This is a genomic window from Amycolatopsis sp. CFH S0740 (assembly GCF_004522315.1).
GTDB classification, from domain to species: domain Bacteria; phylum Actinomycetota; class Actinomycetes; order Mycobacteriales; family Pseudonocardiaceae; genus Amycolatopsis; species Amycolatopsis nivea.
The window spans coordinates 18,242-37,866 of the sequence record NZ_SDLS01000040.1; the positions used below are offsets into that span (position 1 = coordinate 18,242).

The window sequence follows — 19,625 nt, forward strand, 5'->3', positions numbered from 1 at the left end:
CCCGCCTCGCTAGCGCTCGGCGCGGCATGAGCCGAAGGTGCAGTGTTGGATGATTCGCTCGCAAGCTCGCTCATGTCCTCAGGCTAGTCGCGGCGTCAGTCGACGCAGGACACGCCCGGGATTCCGGAGTCGAGGCTCTGCGACACCGCACCGGCCGCCGCGCCGCCGCCCCCGGTGCCGCCGGTGCTGGTGCGTCCGGCCAGTCCCGCGACGAACTTCCGCACCGCCGCCGGATCGACCTCGACGATGCTCTGCCCGTCCTCGCTGCGGCCGTTCGTGGTGATCACCGGGATCGTCGCGAAGGTCAGGTCGCCGGACGCGATGCCCTTGACCTGCTGGGCGAACTCGAGCACATCGAGGCTGTCGTCGAGCACGAACGACCGGTGCACCGCGTCCATCAAGCTGTTCAGCGTGCCCGGATTGGCGAGCGTGCCCGCGGACAGCACCTTGCGCAGCGCCGAGGACAGGAACGCCTGCTGCCGCTTGATCCGGTCGAGGTCGCCGTTCGGCAGGTTCTTGCGCTGGCGCACGAAGGACAGCGCCTCGCCGCCGCTCACCGTCTGCACGCCGCGGCGGAAGTTCGCGCCGGAGTCCTTGTCCGAGGTCGCGTGGTTGAGGCACACCGGCACGCCGCCGACGGCCTCGGTGATCAGGTAAAACCCGAGCAGGTTGATCTCGGCGTAGTGGTCGATGCGCGCTTGGGTGAGGTCCTGCACGGTCTGCACCAGCGCCCGCCGCCCGGCAGCGTCCGAATCGCGGGCGATCTTCGCCTGGTCGTGCTCGCCCTGCGCGCGTTCCTCCTGTTCGGCGTGCGCCTTGGCGACGCCGTACGCGGAGTTGATCTTCGCCTTGCCGCGGCCGGGCACGTCGACCCAGCTGTCACGCGGGATCGACACCGCGGACGCCTTGCCGCCGTTCTTCGGGATCCGCAGCAGGATGACGGTGTCGGTGTTGATCCCGGCCTTGTCCTCAGTGCGCAACGACTTCAGCATGCCCGGCGGCAGCGGGTTGCCCTGCTGGTCGGTGCGCGCATCGCTGCCGACGAGCAAGATGTCCGTGCCGCCGTCGTCGGCGGGCGGGGCCGGGGGCTCGCCCGCGCGCGGGGTGAGGACGTCGGCGGTCGCGACGTTGTCCTGCAGTTTGTCCTTGGTGACGTACGCGTAGCCCGTGCCGCTCAGCGCGAGCAGGGAGACCAGGCCGATTGCGACGCGGCGGGTGATCCGGGTGGCCCGGCCCGAGCGGCGCTGCGGTTCCGGCGGCGGGGCCGGGTTCGACGGCTGGGGGAGTTCGACGCGCGGGTGCGGCGAGGGCTTCCACTCGGAAGCGGCAGCGGCACCCTCGGCGACCGGCTCGGTCGCGTCGTCGGCGACTGGTTCGGTTTCGTCCTCGGCAGCGGGCTCAGCGGCCGCAGACTCCTCGGCAGCGGGCTCAGCGGACGCGGATTCCTCGGCAGCAGGCTCGGCGGCCGCGTGCTTCGGCTCCGGCGTTCCGTCGGATCCGCGGTCCGAGGCGTCGGAAACCGCCGGACTGTCGGCGGAATCCGCCGTCCGGTCCGGTTTGTCCTGGTTTTCGCTCACCCCGGCTACCTCCCCGTTCACCAGCGTACGGCCTGCGGCGCACCGGCACGCTGGGTGCTCGACTCTAGTTGACGCAGGGAACATCGCCCGCCGTGATAAGCGGCGCGGGTGAGTTCGACGGGCTGGACGGAGGGGTTCCGGACGGCGTGGACGCGGGCGGCGCCGCAGGAGGAGTCGAGGACGTCGTGGCCGGCGCGCCGGCGGTGTCGCGCGCGTCCTTGCCGAGGATTACCCGGACGTGCCCGGCGGCGACGTCGGCGTCCGGCTCGGCCTGAGCGTTGCTGCCGAGAGCTTGGCGGACCAGGTCGGCGGCGGCCTCGTCCGACGGGTGATAGCGCAGCACCGTCGTCGCGCGGGTGGACAGCTTCGTGCTGGTGCCGAGCTGGAAACCCTTGCCCTGCAACAGAGTCTGCACCTGATCGGCGGCGCCCGAGCCGGAGCCGTCGAACAGTTCGACGGTGGTTTGCGCGGCCCCGGGCAACGGCGCGTTGCTGGGGGTCGGGGTGCTGCCGTCGGAGGTCAGCCGGTCGATCTCGGCGCGCACCTTCACCGGGTCGACGCGCAGCACGTCAGCGCCGCCCATGACCGCGTTGCCCTCGGTGGGGATGGTGTGGAATTCGACGTTTCCGCCGGTCAGCCCGCGCATCTGGTCGACGAACTCGGACAGGTCCCAGCCCGCGGACAGCACCACGGACTTCTTCACCGCCTCGATGAGCTGCGCGATCCGCACCGGGTTCGCGAGCACCTCGGACGAGAGCACCTTGCTCGCGAGCCCGGACAGGAACGCCTGCTGGCGCGCGATCCGGTCGAGGTCGCCGTTCTGCAGGCCGTAGCGCTGGCGGACGAACGCGAGCGCCTGGACGCCCTCGATGGTCTGCTTGCCCGCGGGCAGGTCGACGCCCGACTTCTTTTCCTTCACCGGGTTCTTGAGGCACACCTGCACGCCGCCGATGGCCTTCGTGACCTCGTAGAAGCTGGCCAGGTTCACCTCGGCGTAGCGGTCGATCATGCCCGGTTTGCCGATGAACTTCTCGAGCGTCGCGACGAGGTTCTTGCGTCCGGCGAGCTTGGCTTTCTCGTCGACGTCCTTGAGGTCGGCGTTGCCCTTGGCCTGCAGCGTCTTGGCGGTGTCGTTGTAGGCGTAGACGTAGGCGCTGTTCAGCTTGTGCTTGCCGAAGCCGCCGGTGATCTCGACGTAGGAGTCGCGCGGGAAGGAGATGGCGATCGCGTGCTCCCCGTTCTGCGGGATGTGCACGAGGATCATCGTGTCGGTCTGCTTTTCGCCGTCGGACTCGCCCGCGTGCAGCATGTCGAGCACCTCGCGGGGCAGCGGATTGCCCTGCGCGTCGGTGCGGCTGTCCTGGCCGACCAGGAGGATGTCGATCGCGCCGTCGAGCGGTTTCGCGTGCGGCTGCTGTTCGCCGAAGATCGCCGTGGTGGAGAAGCCGGACCGCGGGTCGCCGATGAACTGCCAGCCGTACCAGGTCACCGCCAGCACGACCACGGACACGACGGACAGCAGGATCTTCCCGCTTCGCCGCAGCACGACGAGCACGCCGCGACCGCGGTGCGCCGGCAGCGGCGTCCCCGGCCATTCGGCCACTGTTCCTCCCCAGGATGCCCCGCGCTTTTCGCGCTTTGCCGAACTCTACCGAGTCTCAGGTGAGCCACCCGTAGGCTGGTGGCGAGAGTGCCCGGTCGGGCGGAAGGGGTGGATGAGGATGCGAGTCCTGGTCACGGGCGGTGCTGGGTTCATCGGTTCGCATTACGTGCGGCAGGTGCTGTCGGGGGCGTATCCGACACTGTCCGACGCCGAGGTGGTGGTGCTCGACAAGCTCACCTACGCGGGCAGCGAGGCGAACCTCGCCCCGGTCGCCGACAGCCCGCGGCTGCGCTTCGTGCGCGGCGACATCTGCGACACCGCGCAGGTCGCCGAGCTGATGAGCGGCGTCGACCTGGTCGTGCACTTCGCCGCGGAGTCCCATGTGGACCGCTCGATCCTCGGCTCGGCGGACTTCGTGCTCACCAACGTGCTCGGCACGCAGACCTTGTTGCAGGCGGCGCTGGAGGCGCAGGTCGGGAAGTTCGTGCACGTCTCGACGGACGAGGTGTACGGGTCCATCCAGGACGGTTCGTGGTCGGAAGACCACGTACTGGAGCCGAATTCGCCGTACTCCGCCTCGAAGGCCTCGTCGGATCTGATCGCCCGCTCGTACTTCCGGACGCACGGTTTGCCGGTGTGCGTCACGCGGTGCTCGAACAACTACGGCCCGTACCAGTTCCCGGAAAAGGTCATCCCGCTGTTCGCGACGAACCTGCTGGACGGCAAGAAGGTCCCGCTGTACGGCGACGGCCTGTACGTGCGGGACTGGCTGCACGTGGACGACCACTGCCACGGAATCCAGCTGGTCGCCGACGGCGGCCGTCCCGGCGAGATCTACAACATCGGCGGCGGCACCGAACTGACCAACCGGGACCTGACCGAACGCCTGCTCGCCGCGGTCGGCGTCGGCTGGGAAATGGTCGAACCGGTGGCCGACCGCAAGGGCCACGACCGGCGGTACTCGGTCGACATCGCGAAGATCAGCGGTGAACTCGGTTACGCTCCGCGGGTGTCGTTCGAGGACGGTTTGGCGGAGACGGTGCGCTGGTATGCCGACAACCGCGCGTGGTGGGAGCCGCTGAAGGCCCGCGCCGCGCTCGGCACGTCCTGAAACCCTTTTCGCAGTAGGAGGTACGCCGGTGCGGCTGGCAGTGCTCGTGCCCGGCGGTTCTGGCCAGCTAGGCCGGGACCTGGTGAATTCCGCGGGCCCGGAAACGGAGGTGCTGGCGCCTTCGTCGGCGGAGCTGGACGTCACGGCGACCGGCCAGGTGATCGCCGCCGTGGGAGAGCTGGCAGAGCGCGCTTCGGCGGCAGGCGCGGTGCCGGTCGTGATCAACGCTGCGGCTTACACAGCAGTTGATGCCGCGGAGTCGGACGAGGCTCGAGCATTCGCGGTGAACGTCGACGGACCACGGGTACTGGCGGCGGCTTGCACTTCACGGCGGGTGCCGTTGATTCACATCTCTACGGATTATGTATTTCCTGGGGACGGAGATCGGCCGTACGAGGTGGATGACACTTTGGGGCCCAAGAATGCCTATGGACGGACTAAGGCCGCAGGGGAGGACGCGGTACTCGGGTCAGGAGCGTCGGCCTGGGTAGTGCGGACGAGCTGGGTTTATGGGAAGACCGGAGCTAACTTCGTAGAAACAATCCGGCGGCTGGAATCGGAACGGGACCAGCTGTCGGTAGTAGATGACCAGGTAGGCGCACCGACCTGGTCAGCTGATCTCGCCCAGGGCCTCTGGGAACTGGCAGGAGCGATCGTCGAGGGACGCGGACCTGAAGGAAAGGTCCTGCACTGCACCGGCAGCGGAGAGACATCGTGGTACGGATTCGCCAGGGCGATCTTCGAAGAAATCGGAGCAAACCCCGAACGAGTAAAGCCGTGCACCACCGAAGAATTCCCCCGCCCAGCACCCCGCCCCGCTTATTCTTTGCTCTCCAACACGTCTTGGCGAGACGCCGGACTTACCCCACTGAGGGATTGGCGCGCGGCTTTAAACAGCTACATCCACGCCTAAAGAGGAGAAAGGCCCAGCCCCCACCCTGCGCCCCGATACGAAGCCGCCCGTCAGCACAATGGGGCTTCGGGGCCTTTCTCCGGGCGGGTTTCTTTTCCGGCTTCGCCGGTTCTTTTTTCCCCGGCTTCGCCGGGTCTCTCGGCTTTGGCCCCCCACCCCGATCCTTTAATTGTCACTACGGTCTGAGGTGCTTGTCAAGGCGGGAAAGAGTACCTTGACAAGCACCTCAGACCGCGTGCTTGGCGGGGATCGGGGATGCGGGGGTCTGGGTGGTGCCCTGTTATGCGTTGATGCTGCGGTTTTAAACCGTTTTACGCTTCGGTTGCCTGACGATATGCGTTTAGCGTGCGTAGTGCGGTGTTGTGCCAGGTGAAGCTTGCCGCGTGAGTTCTGCGGGCGGTGGAGGTGGCTAGGCCGTGGGGATCTGTTACGGCTTGGCGCAAGGCTTCTGCGAGGCCGTCTACGTCGTCGTACGGGACTAGGGTTGCGCAGTCTCCTGCTACCTCACGTAGGGCCGGGATGTCGGTGCAGACGACGGGGACATCCGAGGCCATTGCTTCCAGGACCGGCAAGCCGAAGCCTTCATCCCTCGACGGGAGAACCAATGCTGCGGCACCAGCCACGACCGTGCGGAGGTCCACATCGGACAGATAGCCGGTCTGTCCTGACCTCGGCAACCTGGGGAATGGGCCGGGGCCAGCGAAGACCAGCGGTGGCAGGTCTGGGGCGGCGGCGTGGGCGGCGGCTAGCCAGTCGAGACCCTTGCGCGGTCCGGCGGCGCCGGCGAACAGCAAATACTTCTCTGGCAACCGTAGCTTCGCTCGCACTCCGTCATCCGGCGGGCGGGCGGTGAACCAGGCTGGGTTCACGCCTAGCGGGGTGGCGATGATCTTCGATCGATCGACATCCAGTTTCTCCGCGACGGAATCCGCGACGGCCTCGGTGGGGGTGCAGATGACATTCGCCCGGTGGGCGCCGCGTCGGACCAATTCCGGGAGGGTTCGGTCGGAGTGGGCGAGTTCCTGGGGGGCGTCGATGAAAGCCAGGTCGTGGATCGTCAGTACTGCTGCGGCACGGAGGCGGCCGGGGAGGACGAAGTTCGTGCCGTGGACTACATCGGTTGGTCCGGCGAAAAGTTCGACGGGGGGTAGCTGGGTGCGTAGCCAGGTGGCTCGCAGCAGCCTTGCGGAGACTGGCATTCCGCGTGCCTGAACGCCGTGCGGCAAGACATGCCGCAGTTTCCGCCAGCCCCGCAGAGTGAACGCGACTGCACGAAGGTCCACTTCGGACATCGAAGCGAGCTCTTCGCTCAACGCGGCGGTATACCGGCCAATGCCCGTCCGGGAACCGAGCAGGGGGGTGCCGTCTAGCAGGACACGCAGCGGACGGTCAGCCACGGCGCAACCGCTCCCGCGCTACCTTCGTGACCCGTCCTGCTGCTCGCTTCGCCAGTTCGCTCGGGCCGCCAGCGGCGAGATATTCCCGCACCAGAGCCAAATCGCGCCGCACCATCGCGGTGCCGCGTACCGGGTCGCTGACAGTGAGGTCGGCACCGCCGGGCAACCGGTCCGCGGCGGGGCGCGGGTTGCGGCAGAACTCCACCAGGGGTTTCAGCGCTTCCGGCCAGGCGTATCGCTGCGCGACCACCCGGATCCGTTCGACGCAGGCGTCGGCGAATTCCCGGTCGTACAACGACTTTTCCAGTGCGTCTGCCAACGCACCCGCGTCTTCGGCCGGGACGACGACGCCGAGGCCTTCCGCGCGGACGAGGTCGGCGAATGCGTCACCGTCGGTCGTCACGATCGGCAAACCGGCCCACAGGTAGTCGAGAACCCGGGTGCGGAAGGCGAAAGTCGTCTCGACGTGTTCGTAGTGCGTGGTGACACCGCAATCGGCGTCGAGAAGCCAGTTCTGGCGGTCCGAATACGGGACCCATTGTTCGTTGAAGAAAACGTTCTTGTCCGTGAGGCCCAGCGAATCCGCCAGTCGCACGGTCCGCGCGCCGATGTCCATTTCGGCGACCTCGGGGTTCGGGTGCTTCATGCCGAGGAACACCAGACGGGCGTCGTCGCGACGGTGGCGGAGGAGGTCGAAGGCGCGGATCAGGGTCAGCGGGTCGAACCAGCTGTAGACGCCGCCTGCCCACAAAACGACCCGGTCGGATTCGCCGATGCCGAGAGCGGAACGCAGACCCGGGCCGGTGCGCGTCGGGGCTTGCGGGGAGAGCCCGAACGGGACGACGGCGAGCAGCGACTGAGTGGTCGGGTCGGCGTCGTAGAGGCGCGGGGACAGGCGGCCGAGCGCGGCGAGGTGGCCCAGCCAGAAGTGGCGCTGGCGTTCGGAGGCGCAGAGGAAGAAATCGGCGCGTTCGAGCTGGGCGTCGAGGACACGGGTGACACCGGCCAGGTCGAGCGCGCGCTGGTCGTCGGGGGCGTCCTTGCCCTGTTCCAGCAGCTCCAGGTGCATCGGGTCGTACACGTCGGCGACCACGATCTTGTGCTCGTGCTGCTTCTTCAGCGACGGCGCCAGCTCCAGCACGTGCCCCTGAAGGATCACGACGTCCGCCCATTCGATCGGGCCGTCGAGGTCGCGGTGCTTGCCCGAGCTGACCTGGAAGGCCGCCGGCGGGGGCGAGACCAGCGGGTTGGTGGTCATGAGGTGCACGTCGTGCTCGGCGGACAGCGTCGAGGCGATGTTCCACGCCCGGATCGCCGGGCCGGCCATGCGCTCGGTGATCGAATCGCCGGTCAGCACGAGGATCTTGCGGCGCTGGCCGAAGACGTCCTTGATGCCGAACGCTTCGACGAGGATTTCGTGTGCGCGAAGGTAATCCGGCAGCGGGTACGCGGGCTCAAGTGCCTTGCGCAGCAACGGAAGCAGGTCCGCGTCGGTACGCACGCGCGCGGCCTGCTCGACTGCGCGGGACTCGGCCAGCGAAGGCATCATCTCCACGAATCGGTCCACCGCCAGCACTCCGGCGAGCGTGGTGCGCGGGACCGCGACCTCCGAGGTGTCGACCGGGCCGACGCCCTTTTCCAGATCAAGCTGGTCCGGGTTGATGCCGCCGCGTGCGGTCGCCCGGCGGACGGCCAACGCCAGGGCCGCGGGCAGGGCACGAGCCAGGGATTCGTCGGAGAGATTCTTGTACAGCGCGGCCAGCGCGTTGCGTTCCAGCAGGAAGGTCTCGCGGCCGGTGTCGGGCGCGTCGACGGCGGCCATGGTGCCGTGGTGGCGGTGGTAGGTGAGCGATTCCGGCACGTAGCGGACGCGCCAGCCGCGCAGGTTGAGCCGCCAGCCGAGGTCGACATCCTCGTAGAACATGAAGAAGCGCTCGTCGAAACCGCCGAGCTCGGCGAACACCGACGCGCGCACGAACAGCGCCGAGCCGGTGCCGAAGAGGACGTCCTTGGCGACGTCGTGCTCGGCCTCGGGCACGTCCGCGAGCGGGCTGCCGGCGTGGCGCTTGTAGCCCATGCCGAACCAGGTCAGACCCGCGTCCACGAAGTCGGTGCCGGTGCCGTCCCAGTCGAGGACCTTGCTCGCCACCGCGGCGACGGTCGGCTGCGCGCGCAGTTCGGCGACGGCCGCGGAGACCCACGCCGGAGCGGGGCGGGCGTCGTTGTTGAGGAAACCCAGGACGGTGCCGTTCGCGTGCTTCGCGCCCAGATTGCAGCCGCCGGCGAACCCGGTGTTGACCGGCGATTCGATGAGCCGCACGTCGGGCACCGCGGCGCGGATGCGGGCCGCGTCGTCGCCGCCGGACGCGTTGTCGACGCAGATCAGCTCGACATTCGCGTAATCCAGGTCGGTTCGCAGCGCCCGCAGGCAGGTGATGGTGTCGTCGGCGCCGCGGTAATTCACCACGATCACCGAGACGAGCGGTTGCGGGTCCCCCACTGCCAAGACGAGCTCCTCCGTCGAATTTCCGCCCAGCTTAAAGGCCAGCCCAGGCATCCCAGATCGCGCCTCGGCCCAGCGCCGAGATCCGGCTGACGCGACCGCGTTCCCGCAGCGTGCGGGGGAGCCGGAAGACGATCTCCGCCAGCACCCGCAGCCGCAGCGCGGGGTCGAAGTTCGCCGCGTCCGGACGGCGCCGGCGCAGCGGAAGCAGCGCGGTGATCGCGGCGAAGCGGGCCAATTCCCGGATCGCGACTTTCGTAGGGGCGCAGCGCAGCAGCATGAGCAGGCGGTTGCGTTCGTTCCAGCGGTGAAATTGCGGTGAACCGGGCTTCGTGCTGGCTCCGTGCAGGTGCTGGACCCGCGCTTTCGGCGCGGCGACGACGTGCCATCCGGCGAGCCGCAGCCGCCACGCGGTGTCGGTGTCCTCGTAGTAACAGAAGAAGCTCGCCGGGACGCCGCCGACCGCGCGCACAGCGTCGGTGCGCAGCAGCGCGGCGCCGCCGCAGAAGCCGAAGACCTCGTCGCTGGGCTCGGTGAGGTCGGCGCCGTGGCCGTCGGCGGTGAGCCGGACGCCGGTCGACTGGGTGCTGCCGTCGGTCAGTTCGAGCCGGGACGTGACGGCGGCGGCGAGCGGCTGGTGCTCGAGGGTGTCTTCGAGGTTGGCGAGCCAGTCCGGTTCGGGGGCGGCGTCGTCGTTGAGCCAGGCGACGCGCGGGGTGCCGATGCGGTCGAGCGCGTGGGCCATCGCACCTGCGTAACCGGTGTTGCGGCGCAGCCGGAGGACCTCCGGACGGCTCGGGTGCTCGGCCAGAATCGTTGCGGTGCCGTCGGTTGAGGCGTTGTCCACCACGAGTGTCCGATGTGGACGGTCCTGGGCGGCGAGCGCGTCGAGGCACGCGGCGAGGTGGGCTTCCCCACGCCAGGTCACCACGACGACGGTGGTGCCGGATTCCGCGCTGGTCACCTGGGAGAGAATAGCGGCGTGCCCGAACTGGTCGTGATCGCCGAGCAACTGCTCGCCCCCGTTCCGGGTGGCACCGGCCGGTACACCGCCGAACTGCTGCCCGCGCTCGCCCGCACCGCGCCGCCCGGCTGGACCGTGTCCAGCGTGGTCGCGCGGCACGCGGACGTCTCCGCGGCGCAGGTCGAGGGGGTCGAGGGGCCGCGCGTGCTGCCGCTGCCGCCGAGGGCGCTGGTCGCGCTGTGGCAACTGGGCCTGCGCTGGTGGCCGGGCGGTGACGCGGTGCACGCGCCGACCCCGTTCGCGCCGCCCCGTGCCCCGGCTGGGCGAACGCTGACCGTCACCGTGCATGACACGGTGCCGTGGACGCATCCGGAGACCCTGACCGCACGCGGCGTCAGCTGGCACCGGTCGATGATCGCGCGGGCGGCGCGGCGGTCGTCCGGGCTGATCGTGCCGACCCGGGCGGTGGCCGACGAGCTGGCGGTGCTGCTGGACGTGGACGTCCCGGTGCGGGTCGTGCCGCACGGGGTGACCGTGCCGGAGGGGTCCGCCCAGCTTGACCTGCCGTCGCGGTACGTGCTGGCGGTCGGGACGATCGAACCGCGCAAGGGCATGGACGTGCTGGTCGACGCGGTGGCGCAACTCGACGGCACGGACGAGGTCGGCGACGTCGGCCTGGTGCTCGCCGGCCAGCCCGGCTGGGGCGGCATCGACCCGGTGCGACTGGCGGCCGACCGCGGCCTGAAATCGGTGCGGGTCCTGGGGAAGGTGACTGACGCCCAGCTGGCGACCGCGATGCGCGGCGCGAGCGTGCTGGCGATGCCGAGCCTCGCCGAGGGCTTCGGGCTGCCGCTGCTGGAAGCGATGGCGATCGGGGTCCCGGTGGTGCACACGGATGTCCCGGCCCTGGTAGAGGTCTCCGGCGGGGCTGGGCTGGTGGTGCCGCGCGGGGATGCGGACGCGCTGGCGTGGGCGCTGAAAGAGGTGCTGTTGTCGCCGGACAAGGCTGCGGAGCTTTCGAAACTGGGGCGGGAGCGGGCCCGGACGTTCACTTGGCGGGCGGCTGCTGAGGCGGTGTGGGCGGCTCATCGGCGGGCTAGCTGACGGCTGGTTTGTAGCGGGGGTGGCGAGTGCGGCTGCGGCGGGCTGGTTGCGGTCGGCGGCGGCTGGGCTCTGGCGGCTGCGTCGGCGGGCTGGCTGACGGCTGGCGGGCTTGCGGCGGGTCGGCAATTGGGCTTTGGCGACTGCGGCGGCGGGCGGCTGGTTTGTAGCGGGGGCAGCGACTGCGGTTGCGTCGGCGGCGGGCTGCTGTCGGGCTGCTGTGGGGGCTTTGGTGGGCGGGTTGCGGTTGGGGCTTTGGCGGCTGCACCGGCGGCCGGTTTGGGTTGCGGCTGTGCAATGGCGGCTATAGCGGCGGCTGGGTGGGCTGGGCATCGGCGGCCGGGCAGATGGGGCGGGCTGCGGTTGGGCTCAGGGTTGCGGTCGGGCATTGGCGGTTTGGCAGGCCGGGCAGATCGGGCAGGCTGCGGTCGGGTTCGGGTAGCGGCTGGGCATCGGCGGCTGGACTGACGGCGCGCTCGTTAGCGGAGTCGGCTGTCGGGCTTTGGCGGCTGCACCGGCGGTCGGGGCTGGCCTCTGGCGGCCGGGCTGAGGGGTTCGGGAGGCGGTCGGGTGCTCGCGAAGGTTCCGGTGCTGGTCGAACCGGGGCGGCCGGGCTGGCAGTGCCGCGGCTGCCGAGGGGGGGGCGAAGCGGCGGACTGTCGAAGCTGGGCAGGAAGCAGGCGCGGGGGTTCGCGGGGCGGCGTCGGCAGTCGGCAGGCTGCCACCGGCCTAACACGGTCGAGTGAACCCGGACGGGTGAGTGCAGGTGGGCGAGGGTGGTGGCGCCCGGAGTCGGCGGCAGTTTGCCGGTTCCTGACCTGTGCGGTGGGTGATCGCCGTACGCTGCACTCGTGACCGGTGATCCCCGTGTGCTGATCGACGCGACCGCGGTGCCCGCGGATCGGGGTGGGGTCGGCCGATACGTGGACTCGCTCGTCGGTGCGCTCGATCAGGACGGGGCCCGGCTGACGGTGGTCTGCCAGCCTCGTGACCTGCCGCTTTACAGTCAGCTCGCGCCTGGTTCCCGGATCGTCGCCGCGTCGCCCGCGACCTCTACGCGCACTGCACGGCTGACCTGGGAGCAAGCCACCTTGCCCCGGCTCGTGCGGCGGCTCGCTGCCGACGTCGTGCACTCTCCGCACTACACGATGCCGCTCGCCAGCGGGGCCGCTTCGGTAGTCACGCTGCATGACGCGACGTTCTTCACCGACGCGGTCCTGCACTCGTCGGTCAAGGCCCGGTTCTTCCGTGCGTGGACCGCCACCGCGCTGCGGCGGGCGACACTCTGCGTAGTTCCCAGTCACGCGACAGCGGTAGAGCTGGCGCGAGTGAGCCCGGTGCGGCACGCGGAGTTGGAGATCATCCATCACGGCGTCGACAGCGAACGCTTCCACCCGCCGTCCCCGGAGGAGATCGCGGCGGCGCGGAAGGCGGTCGGGCTCGGTGCGACGCCGTACATCGCGTTCCTCGGGGCGCTCGAACCGCGGAAAAACGTGCCCGCGCTGATCCGCGGTTACGCCCGCGCGGTCGCCGGGCAGCGGGACGCGCCGGCGCTCGTGCTCGCCGGGCAGCCTGGCTGGGACACCCAGGTGGAGCGCGCGCTGGACGCGGTGCCGCATCGGCTTCGGGTGATTCGCGCGGGATATCTGCCGTTCGGGACGCTCGCCGGATTCCTCGGCGGCGCGGAACTCGTGGCGTACCCGAGCCTCGGCGAAGGCTTCGGGCTTCCGGTGCTCGAAGCGATGGCCTGCGGTGCCGCGGTGCTGACCACGCGCCGCCTCTCCCTGCCGGAAGTCGGCGGCGACGCGGTCGCGTACTGCGGTGTCGGTGCGGGCGACGTCGCCGCGGCGTTGACGGAATTGCTGGCCGATCCGTCGCGTCGCTCAGTACTCGCTTCCGCGGCGCAGCGGCGCGCCAAGGAATTCTCGTGGACGACAACGGCGGATCGGCACCGCGAGGCTTATGGAAAAGCCTGGCATCAGCATTTGCGCAATCGTTAACGGAGACCGTAAAGGGCTTCCGCGTTGGCGTGCGCGATCTTTTCCCTGTCTTCCTCGTCTGGCAAATTCTGCAGGAATTCCGCGACAGTCGTGGCTTGGACCCGGTGGAACGGATAATCGCCGGAAAGCAGGATCCGATCGGCGCTGGTGTATTCGAGAGCGTTGCGCAGCATTCGCGGGACGAGCATTCCGCTGGTCGCCAGGTGAATGTTGGTGCGGAAATACTCGGAGACGCGGCGTTCGAGATGCGTGGCCGTGTGCGACAGGCTGTCGATGCGGTCCAGTGCGAACAGGACCACTTCGCCCCAGTGACCGAGGACGACCTGCAGATCCGGGTGGCGGTCGAAGGTTCCGCGCAGGATCAGCCGGATGACGGCGAGCCCGGCCTCGTAGTGCCAGCCGAGGCCGTACGTGGCCAGTCCGAGGTCGAGTTCCGGGCCGAAACCGCTGTAGGAAGCCTTGCGGACGGACTCCACCGGGATCTGCGGGTGGACGAAAACCGGCCTGCCGAGCGCGGCGGCCGCGCCGAGCAGTTCGTCGTACGCGGGATCGTCGAGCGGGCGGTCGCCGCTGCGGCCGTACGACATGATCCCGACGTGCGCCGGATCCTTCGCGGTCCGTTGCAGTTCGGCGAGTGCTGCGTCCGGATCGGACATCGGCAGCGTCGTCATGGCGCGGAAGCGGTCGGGATGCTTCGCGACGGCCTCGCTGACCAGGTCGTTCGCCTCGCGGCTCAACTCGATGCCTTGTGGGGCCGGGCATCCGTGCGTTCCCGGCGGCGCGATCGAGAGGATCTGAACGTCGATGCCCGCCTCGTCCATCCACGCGACGCGCTGGTCGCCGATGTCGAGCAGGCGCTCGGCGAGATCGCCGCGGTCGTTGTGCGCGATGCTCGGGTCGCCGGATTCGGTGCGCAGCATCCGGTCGATGCCGGGGGTGGTCCAGTGCTCCTCGACGGCGACGGTTTTCATCGGCCCCCTCTTTACGGCTGGTGGTTTCGAGGTTACCAGTTTCAGTTAACGGCACCGGGGCGTTTGCGGACGTGGTGGGCGATGGCGACCGCGACTCCGCTCGCGACGAAGAATGCGGTGACCGCCGGATTCATGGATTTAGACAAACTCGGCGCGCTTTCCGGACTTAACGCCCAAAGTGCGAGCACTCCGAGATAGACCGCGGCCAATCCGGCGGACCACCAGCGCAGCGCGCGCGGCTGGGAATTGCGCAGGCTGGAGACGAGAAGCGCGATCAACGGAATACCGGAGAGCAACGCGAACTGCCCGAGGACGAGAGCCGGGACGGACCAGGCGGTGATCAGGACAGGCAGCGAGGCGCGGGACACGGGCATGACGATTCTCCTTCGCGGGTAAGGGTTCAGCGGTGGCAGTGAGCTTCGGCGGCGGTCTTCAGATCGGCGAGCCAGAGGTCCAGTCCCGGAGCCAGGTACTTGATCGCGGTGGCCGGGTCGGCCTCGATCTGCCGGCCGGTCCAGCTTTCTTCGGTGCGGACGAGGGTTCCGCCGCGCACCGGGACGAAGTTCCAGACGTGCGTGCCCTTGTCGATCCGCAGGCCCTGGCCGATCGCCGGGCCGGACCAGCGGATGCACTGGCCGGGTTTGACCTGGTGGACGGTCGACGTGATGACCAGTGTGGTGGCCGGGGTCGAGGGCGTGGGCGGAGCGGGCGTGGTCCAGCGGAACCGCGAACCGGGGTGCAGGCGGCCGGGGTCGAGGCGCTTCATGCTCGTGACCGGCTTTTGCCAGCGCGGCCAGCTTTCGACGCTGGTGTGCAGTCGCCACACGGTGCTCAGCGGGGCCTTGATGAAGGTCTCCGCGCGGTGGTGGAGCTGGGCGGTCGGGTCGATGCCTTTTCCTTGGCAGGTCAGGGAACTCGGGTGCGGGGTGGCGGCTTCGGCGGGCGCGGCGCCGAGCAGTCCGGCGGCGATCGGAAGGGCCAGCAGTGCGGCGCGCAGACGCGGCTTGACGTTCGGCACGGTGAACTCCATTAGTGAGAGTTAATAGGCTTAACTTCGGTTAAGACCGTACAAGTTCGCGGCCGTGAACGTCAATAGCGGAAGTGAAGGGGCTTAACTACACTGAGCGGAGAGGAACGAAGGGGAACAGCCGATGGCCGAACAGGCACCACGGGAGCGCTACCGCGAACAGGTGCGCGAGGAGATCAAGCAGCACGCGCGGCAGCAGATCGCCGAGGCGGGGCTGCCCGCGCTGTCGCTGACCGCGATCGCCAAGCAGATGGGCATGACCGTGCCCGCGCTGTACCGGTACTACCGCGGCCGGGACGAGCTGATCACCGCGCTGATCCGGGACGCGTTCCGGAGCCTCGCCGACACCGTCCGCGCGGCGGCGGATTCCGGGGCGGACCTGCTGGCACTGGCGCACGTCATCCGGGACTGGGCCAAGGCCGATCCGCAGCGCTACTTCCTCATCTACGGCACGCCGGTGCCGGGCTACCACGCGCCGCCGGACACGACGGCGATCTCCAACGAGGTCATGGAAGTCCTGATCGAGGCGAACGCGGCACTGGGCGAACCGGAGTCGGCGACGACGTTCCACGTGCACCTCGAAACCCATCGCGAGTGGGTGGACAGCGACACCGCCGGCACCGGCGCGGTGCGGCGCGCGCTGTCCTTCTGGACCCGCCTGCACGGGGTCCTGTCGCTCGAACTGGCCGGCCACTTCACCGGGATGAAATTCGACCCGGGCCTGCTGATCGACGACGAACTGGCGGAGCTGAAAGGCGGTCTGGGGAATCACTGCGGGTGACCGGGTCGGTGGGCTGACGTAGCCGTCCGTGAGCAGTGGACAATGGCGCCGTGACTGAGCAGCGCACGTATGGTGACCGCGTCGGCGTCGTGACCGTGACCTACTTCCCCGGCGAAACGCTCGAGAAGTTCCTCGACACGCTCGACAAGGCGACGGACCGCGAGGTGCACGTCGTCGTCGCCGACAACGCGTCCACCGACGGCGCTCCGGAGAAGGCCGCCGAGCGCGAGAACGTGACGCTCGTCAGCATCGGCGAGAACGTCGGCTACGGAACGGCCGCCAACCGCGGCGTCGCGGCGCTCGACGACAGCTACGGCTGGGTCGTCGTGGTCAACCCGGACCTCGAATGGGAGCCGGGCTCGCTCGACGCGCTGATCGAGGTCGCCGGTCGCTGGCCGCGCGGGGCCGCGTTCGGGCCGTTGATCCACGACCTCGACGGGACCGTCTACCCGTCCGCGCGGCTGCTGCCGTCGTTCGGGCGCGGGATCGGGCACGCGGTGTTCGGCAAGGTCTGGCCGGGAAACCCGTGGACCCGCGAATACCGCCAGGAGAACGCCGCGCCGGTCGAGCGCACGTCCGGCTGGCTGTCCGGCTCCTGCCAGCTCTTCCGGCGCGAGGCGTTCGACTCCGTCGGCGGCTTCGACACCCGCTACTTCATGTACTTCGAGGACGTCGACCTCGGCGACCGGCTCGCGAAGGCGGGCTGGCAGAACGTCTACGCGCCGTCGTCGAGCGTGATGCACATCGGCGGCCACTCGACCGCGCGCGCGTCGGCGAAGATGCTGCGCGCCCACCACGCGAGCGCCTACCGCTACCTCGCCGACCGGCACCAGGGGCTGCTGTGGAAGCCGGTGCTGGCCGCAGTGAAGCTCGGGCTGGCGCTGCGGGTGAAGCTGGAGACCCGGAAGGGCTGACGGTCCGCAAAGGACGCCCGGGCAACCGGCGTGCCCCTGGGATCGTCCAGATGCTCAGCCGCCGCAACACTTTGCGGTCGTAAAGATCGCTCGCGGGAGACGCGACCTCCCGCACGGGAAGTCTCCCCGGGCAATCCGGGCAGCCCGGGCCGGGGGAGACCCCGCGAGGATCACAGCCCGTCGAGCCGGCGGGACAGGTTGGACCGTCCGCTGTTCTGCTTGATCGTGGGGACCAGGCCGGTCATTTCCTCCTCGGCCGGATCCTTCAGCGGGCTCGCCACCGGCTTCGCCTGCGGGCGCGGGACCAGCGGCGTCGTGGTCTGCGGAGCGGCCGGGCTCGGCACCGTCGGCTGCGGAGCAGTGTTCTGCGCGCCGGGGATTTCGAGCGGCCGCGTCGGCGTCGGCTGGGCCAGCGGATGCGGCGACGGCTGGGTGCGCGTGCCCGCTGCCAGCGGATGGTCGTTCTCTTCGATCAGCGACGCGGGCAGCTGCGTCGTCGTGTCGGGATCCAGCCCGGAGACCACCGCGGCGGAGATCTGCTGAGTGCTGGAGGAATCCATCGGAGACGTCATGTTGTCCGGCGTCACCACGAAGGCGCCGCGGGATCGTGCGCGTGCGAGCAATGCGTCCGCGCGATCGCGGGGGTCCATTCCCCTCGGCCTCCCGACTGACCCGGGGCCTCTAGGGAAAGGCCCGCCTGTTTCCTGTCTAGGGTAGGCCCTCGGGGCCCGCGCCGCCCACGTTTCCCGCGGCTTGTCGCTCAGCGGTGCGTGATACAAAGGAGATTTCTGTGACGTCCGAGGTCGAGGTCGACGCCGTCGTACTGGTCGGCGGCCAGGGCACGCGGCTGCGTCCGCTCACGCTGTCCGCGCCGAAGCCGATGCTGCCGACGGCGGGCACGCCCTACCTGAGCCACCTGTTCTCCCGCATCCGCGCGGCCGGGATCCGGCATGTGGTGCTCGGCACGTCGTACCGGGCCGAGGTGTTCGAGGAGTACTTCGGCGACGGGTCCGCGCACGGGCTGGAGATCGAGTACGTGGTGGAGGAGGAGCCGCTCGACACCGGGGGTGCCATCCGCAACGTCTACGACCGGCTGCGCGCCGACCACGCGATCGTCTTCAACGGCGACATCCTCTCCGGTGCCGACCTGCACGCCCAGCTGCGCACCCACCTCGACTCCGGCGCGGACGTGACCCTGCACCTCCAGCGCGTCCCGGACCCGAGCCGCTTCGGCTCGGTGCCGACCGACTCCGACGGCCGGGTCACCGCCTTCCTGGAGAAGACGCCGAATCCGCCGACCGACCAGATCAACGCCGGCTGCTACGTCTTCCGCCGTCCGGTGATCGAGACCATCCCGGCCGGGCGGCGGGTGTCGGTCGAACGCGAGACGTTCCCCGGGCTCCTCGAAAATGGCGCGCATCTGCACGGATTTGTTGATTCTTCGTACTGGCTCGACGTCGGCACTCCCGAGGCGTTCGTCCGCGGCAGCGCCGATCTGGTCCGCGGCGTCGCGCCGACTTCCGCGCTGGCCGGGCCGACCGGCGATTTTCTGGCGCTGGACGGGGCTTCTGTCTTTACCGGAGCGAAGCTCACCGACGGCACGACGGTCGGTGCGCGGGCTGTCGTCGGGAAGGGCGCGACGGTGTCCGGTTCGGTCGTGTTCGACGACGCGGTGATCGGCCCGGACGCGATTGTCGAGAATTCGGTGCTGGGCCGCGGAGCGCAGGTCGGCGAGGGCGCGGTGCTGCGCGGTGTGGTGCTCGGCGACGGCGCGTCGGTGGGGGCTCGCTGCGAACTGCTCGACGGCGTGCGGATCTGGCCCGGCGTTTCGGTGCCGGACGGCGGCATCCGGTTTTCGAGCGACGCGTGATGGAGTGGCGTCCGGGGTTTCCGGTGGATCTGGCGCAGGTGCTGGGTCCGCTGAGCCGTGGGCGCGGGTCGCTGAACTTCCGGCGCGACCGCGGCGTCTGGTGGCTGGCCGCGAACACGCCCGGCGGCAAGGGAACGCTCGCGCTGCTGCACCGGCCGGACGGCGTCGTCGAGGCCGAGGCTTGGGGCGAGGGCGCGGATTTCCTGCTCGCCGGCGTGCCCGCGCTGCTCGGCGCGGACGATGACGACACCGGATTCGTCGCGCACCACGACGTGATCGCCGCCGCCCGCCACGACACGCCCGGGCTGCGGCTCGGCTCGACCGGGCGGGTGTGGGACGCGCTGGTGCTGGCGATCCTCGAGCAGAAGGTGAGCGGCAAGGAAGCGATCCGGTCGTGGGCGGAGCTGTGCCGGTGGTTCGGCACGCGCGCCCCCGGCCCCGGCCCGGACTTCCTGCGGGTGCCGCCGGACCCGGTCGCCATTCGGTCCATTGTGGACTGGAACTGGCACAAGATCGGGGTGGATGTGAAGCGCCGCACGGCCCTGATCGAGGCGGCCCGGGTCGCTCCGCGGCTCGAAGAAGCAGTGCAGCTGCGCGGGGTTGAGGGACGCGCGTGGCTCCGGAAGGTGCGGGGCATCGGCGTGTGGACGGCGGCGGAGATCGCCCAGCGCGCGTGGGGCGATCCGGACGCGGTCAGCTTCGGCGACTACAACATCCCGGCGGTGGTCGGGCATACGCTGCTCGGGCGGGAGATCGACGACGAGGAGATGGCGCAGGTGCTCGCCCCGTACGCGCCGCAGCGGCAGCGGGCGATCCGGTACTTGGGAGCGGCCGGGGCTCGGCCGCCGCGGTTCGGGCCGCGGATTGAGCTGCGGGATTACCGCGCGATGTGA

The 19,625-nt window shown here is 69.7% G+C and carries 17 protein-coding genes; 8 read left to right on the forward strand and 9 right to left on the reverse strand.

Going from position 1 to position 19,625, the window contains the following annotated elements:
- Positions 1-95: 95 nt before the first annotated feature.
- Both EIZ45_RS40800 and EIZ45_RS40805 read right to left on the reverse strand, forming a co-directional pair.
- Entirely contained in the window at positions 96-1,220 is a 1,125-nt protein-coding gene (locus EIZ45_RS40800; RefSeq protein WP_134668873.1) for an LCP family protein, read from the reverse strand.
- Between the two features lie 421 nt (positions 1,221-1,641).
- Complete coding sequence (locus EIZ45_RS40805) at positions 1,642-3,180, reverse strand: LCP family protein (protein WP_134668783.1); 1,539 nt, start codon at positions 3,178-3,180, stop codon at positions 1,642-1,644.
- A 118-nt stretch (positions 3,181-3,298) separates the two neighbouring features.
- On the opposite strand from EIZ45_RS40805, the gene rfbB reads away from it, so the two are divergent.
- The gene (rfbB, locus tag EIZ45_RS40810) at positions 3,299-4,291 is read left to right on the forward strand and encodes a dTDP-glucose 4,6-dehydratase (protein ID WP_134668785.1); all 993 of its coding nucleotides are present in this window, start codon (positions 3,299-3,301) and stop codon (positions 4,289-4,291) included.
- Between the two features lie 28 nt (positions 4,292-4,319).
- Positions 4,320-5,204, forward strand: a complete 885-nt coding sequence (gene rfbD, locus EIZ45_RS40815; protein WP_134668787.1) for a dTDP-4-dehydrorhamnose reductase — start codon at positions 4,320-4,322, stop codon at positions 5,202-5,204.
- 311 nt (positions 5,205-5,515) lie between these two features.
- Here the strand turns inward: rfbD and EIZ45_RS40820 are convergent, their stop codons facing one another.
- The 3 genes from EIZ45_RS40820 to EIZ45_RS40830 are packed head-to-tail and all read right to left on the reverse strand — an operon-like array spanning position 5,516 to position 10,068.
- Positions 5,516-6,601, reverse strand: a complete 1,086-nt coding sequence (locus tag EIZ45_RS40820) for a glycosyltransferase family 1 protein (protein ID WP_134668790.1) — start codon at positions 6,599-6,601, stop codon at positions 5,516-5,518.
- The gene (locus tag EIZ45_RS40825; RefSeq protein ID WP_134668792.1) at positions 6,594-9,107 is read right to left on the reverse strand and encodes a glycosyltransferase; all 2,514 of its coding nucleotides are present in this window, start codon (positions 9,105-9,107) and stop codon (positions 6,594-6,596) included. Before EIZ45_RS40825 ends, EIZ45_RS40820 begins: the two co-directional genes overlap by 8 nt.
- 31 nt (positions 9,108-9,138) lie before the next feature.
- Positions 9,139-10,068, reverse strand: a complete 930-nt coding sequence (locus EIZ45_RS40830) for a glycosyltransferase family 2 protein (RefSeq protein ID WP_134668794.1) — start codon at positions 10,066-10,068, stop codon at positions 9,139-9,141.
- A gap of 18 nt (positions 10,069-10,086) precedes the next feature.
- On the opposite strand from EIZ45_RS40830, the gene EIZ45_RS40835 reads away from it, so the two are divergent.
- Both EIZ45_RS40835 and EIZ45_RS40840 read left to right on the forward strand, forming a co-directional pair.
- A complete protein-coding gene (locus EIZ45_RS40835) occupies positions 10,087-11,172 on the forward strand; it encodes a glycosyltransferase family 1 protein (RefSeq protein ID WP_134668796.1) in 1,086 nt (361 codons plus the stop codon).
- Positions 11,173-12,038: 866 nt separating this feature from the next.
- A complete protein-coding gene (locus tag EIZ45_RS40840; RefSeq protein WP_043831933.1) occupies positions 12,039-13,169 on the forward strand; it encodes a glycosyltransferase family 1 protein in 1,131 nt (376 codons plus the stop codon).
- Here the strand turns inward: EIZ45_RS40840 and EIZ45_RS40845 are convergent.
- Genes EIZ45_RS40845 through EIZ45_RS40855 form a run of 3 tightly spaced genes read right to left on the reverse strand, consistent with a single transcriptional unit; the run spans position 13,166 to position 15,170 of the window.
- Complete coding sequence (locus tag EIZ45_RS40845; protein WP_134668798.1) at positions 13,166-14,140, reverse strand: amidohydrolase family protein; 975 nt, start codon at positions 14,138-14,140, stop codon at positions 13,166-13,168. The two genes, EIZ45_RS40840 and EIZ45_RS40845, sit on opposite strands and share 4 nt — an antisense overlap.
- A gap of 41 nt (positions 14,141-14,181) precedes the next feature.
- On the reverse strand, positions 14,182-14,514 hold the full coding sequence (locus EIZ45_RS40850) for a hypothetical protein (protein WP_037815974.1): 333 nt from the start codon (positions 14,512-14,514) through the stop codon (positions 14,182-14,184).
- Positions 14,515-14,540: 26 nt separating this feature from the next.
- The gene (locus tag EIZ45_RS40855) at positions 14,541-15,170 is read right to left on the reverse strand and encodes an SRPBCC family protein (RefSeq protein ID WP_134668800.1); all 630 of its coding nucleotides are present in this window, start codon (positions 15,168-15,170) and stop codon (positions 14,541-14,543) included.
- 121 nt (positions 15,171-15,291) lie between these two features.
- On the opposite strand from EIZ45_RS40855, the gene EIZ45_RS40860 reads away from it, so the two are divergent.
- Positions 15,292-15,948, forward strand: a complete 657-nt coding sequence (locus tag EIZ45_RS40860; protein WP_134668802.1) for a TetR/AcrR family transcriptional regulator — start codon at positions 15,292-15,294, stop codon at positions 15,946-15,948.
- A 50-nt stretch (positions 15,949-15,998) separates the two neighbouring features.
- Positions 15,999-16,862 carry a glycosyltransferase family 2 protein gene (locus tag EIZ45_RS40865; RefSeq protein ID WP_205670269.1) on the forward strand — a complete coding sequence of 288 codons (864 nt, stop codon included), beginning with the start codon at positions 15,999-16,001 and terminating at the stop codon, positions 16,860-16,862.
- A 170-nt stretch (positions 16,863-17,032) separates the two neighbouring features.
- On the opposite strand, the gene EIZ45_RS40870 is transcribed toward EIZ45_RS40865, so the two are convergent.
- A complete protein-coding gene (locus EIZ45_RS40870; protein ID WP_037815970.1) occupies positions 17,033-17,512 on the reverse strand; it encodes a hypothetical protein in 480 nt (159 codons plus the stop codon).
- 140 nt (positions 17,513-17,652) lie between these two features.
- Between EIZ45_RS40870 and EIZ45_RS40875 the strand changes: the two genes are divergently transcribed.
- Together EIZ45_RS40875 and EIZ45_RS40880 are read left to right on the forward strand one after the other, a co-directional pair.
- Positions 17,653-18,732 carry a sugar phosphate nucleotidyltransferase gene (locus EIZ45_RS40875; protein WP_134668804.1) on the forward strand — a complete coding sequence of 360 codons (1,080 nt, stop codon included), beginning with the start codon at positions 17,653-17,655 and terminating at the stop codon, positions 18,730-18,732.
- Positions 18,732-19,625, forward strand: a complete 894-nt coding sequence (locus EIZ45_RS40880; protein ID WP_134736111.1) for a DNA-3-methyladenine glycosylase — start codon at positions 18,732-18,734, stop codon at positions 19,623-19,625. The genes EIZ45_RS40875 and EIZ45_RS40880 overlap by 1 nt, the downstream gene beginning before the upstream one ends.

What these genes read in the sequence shown, in the direction of transcription:
- EIZ45_RS40855 (WP_134668800.1), bottom strand. Translation starts at nt 15,170, where the DNA reads ATGGAGTTCACCGTGCCGAACGTCAAGCCGCGTCTGCGCGCCGCACTG.
- EIZ45_RS40850 (WP_037815974.1), bottom strand. Translation starts at nt 14,514, where the DNA reads ATGCCCGTGTCCCGCGCCTCGCTGCCTGTCCTGATCACCGCCTGGTCC.
- rfbB (WP_134668785.1), top strand. Translation starts at nt 3,299, where the DNA reads ATGCGAGTCCTGGTCACGGGCGGTGCTGGGTTCATCGGTTCGCATTAC.
- EIZ45_RS40880 (WP_134736111.1), top strand. Translation starts at nt 18,732, where the DNA reads ATGGAGTGGCGTCCGGGGTTTCCGGTGGATCTGGCGCAGGTGCTGGGT.
- EIZ45_RS40845 (WP_134668798.1), bottom strand. Translation starts at nt 14,140, where the DNA reads ATGAAAACCGTCGCCGTCGAGGAGCACTGGACCACCCCCGGCATCGAC.
- EIZ45_RS40860 (WP_134668802.1), top strand. Translation starts at nt 15,292, where the DNA reads ATGGCCGAACAGGCACCACGGGAGCGCTACCGCGAACAGGTGCGCGAG.
- EIZ45_RS40870 (WP_037815970.1), bottom strand. Translation starts at nt 17,512, where the DNA reads ATGGACCCCCGCGATCGCGCGGACGCATTGCTCGCACGCGCACGATCC.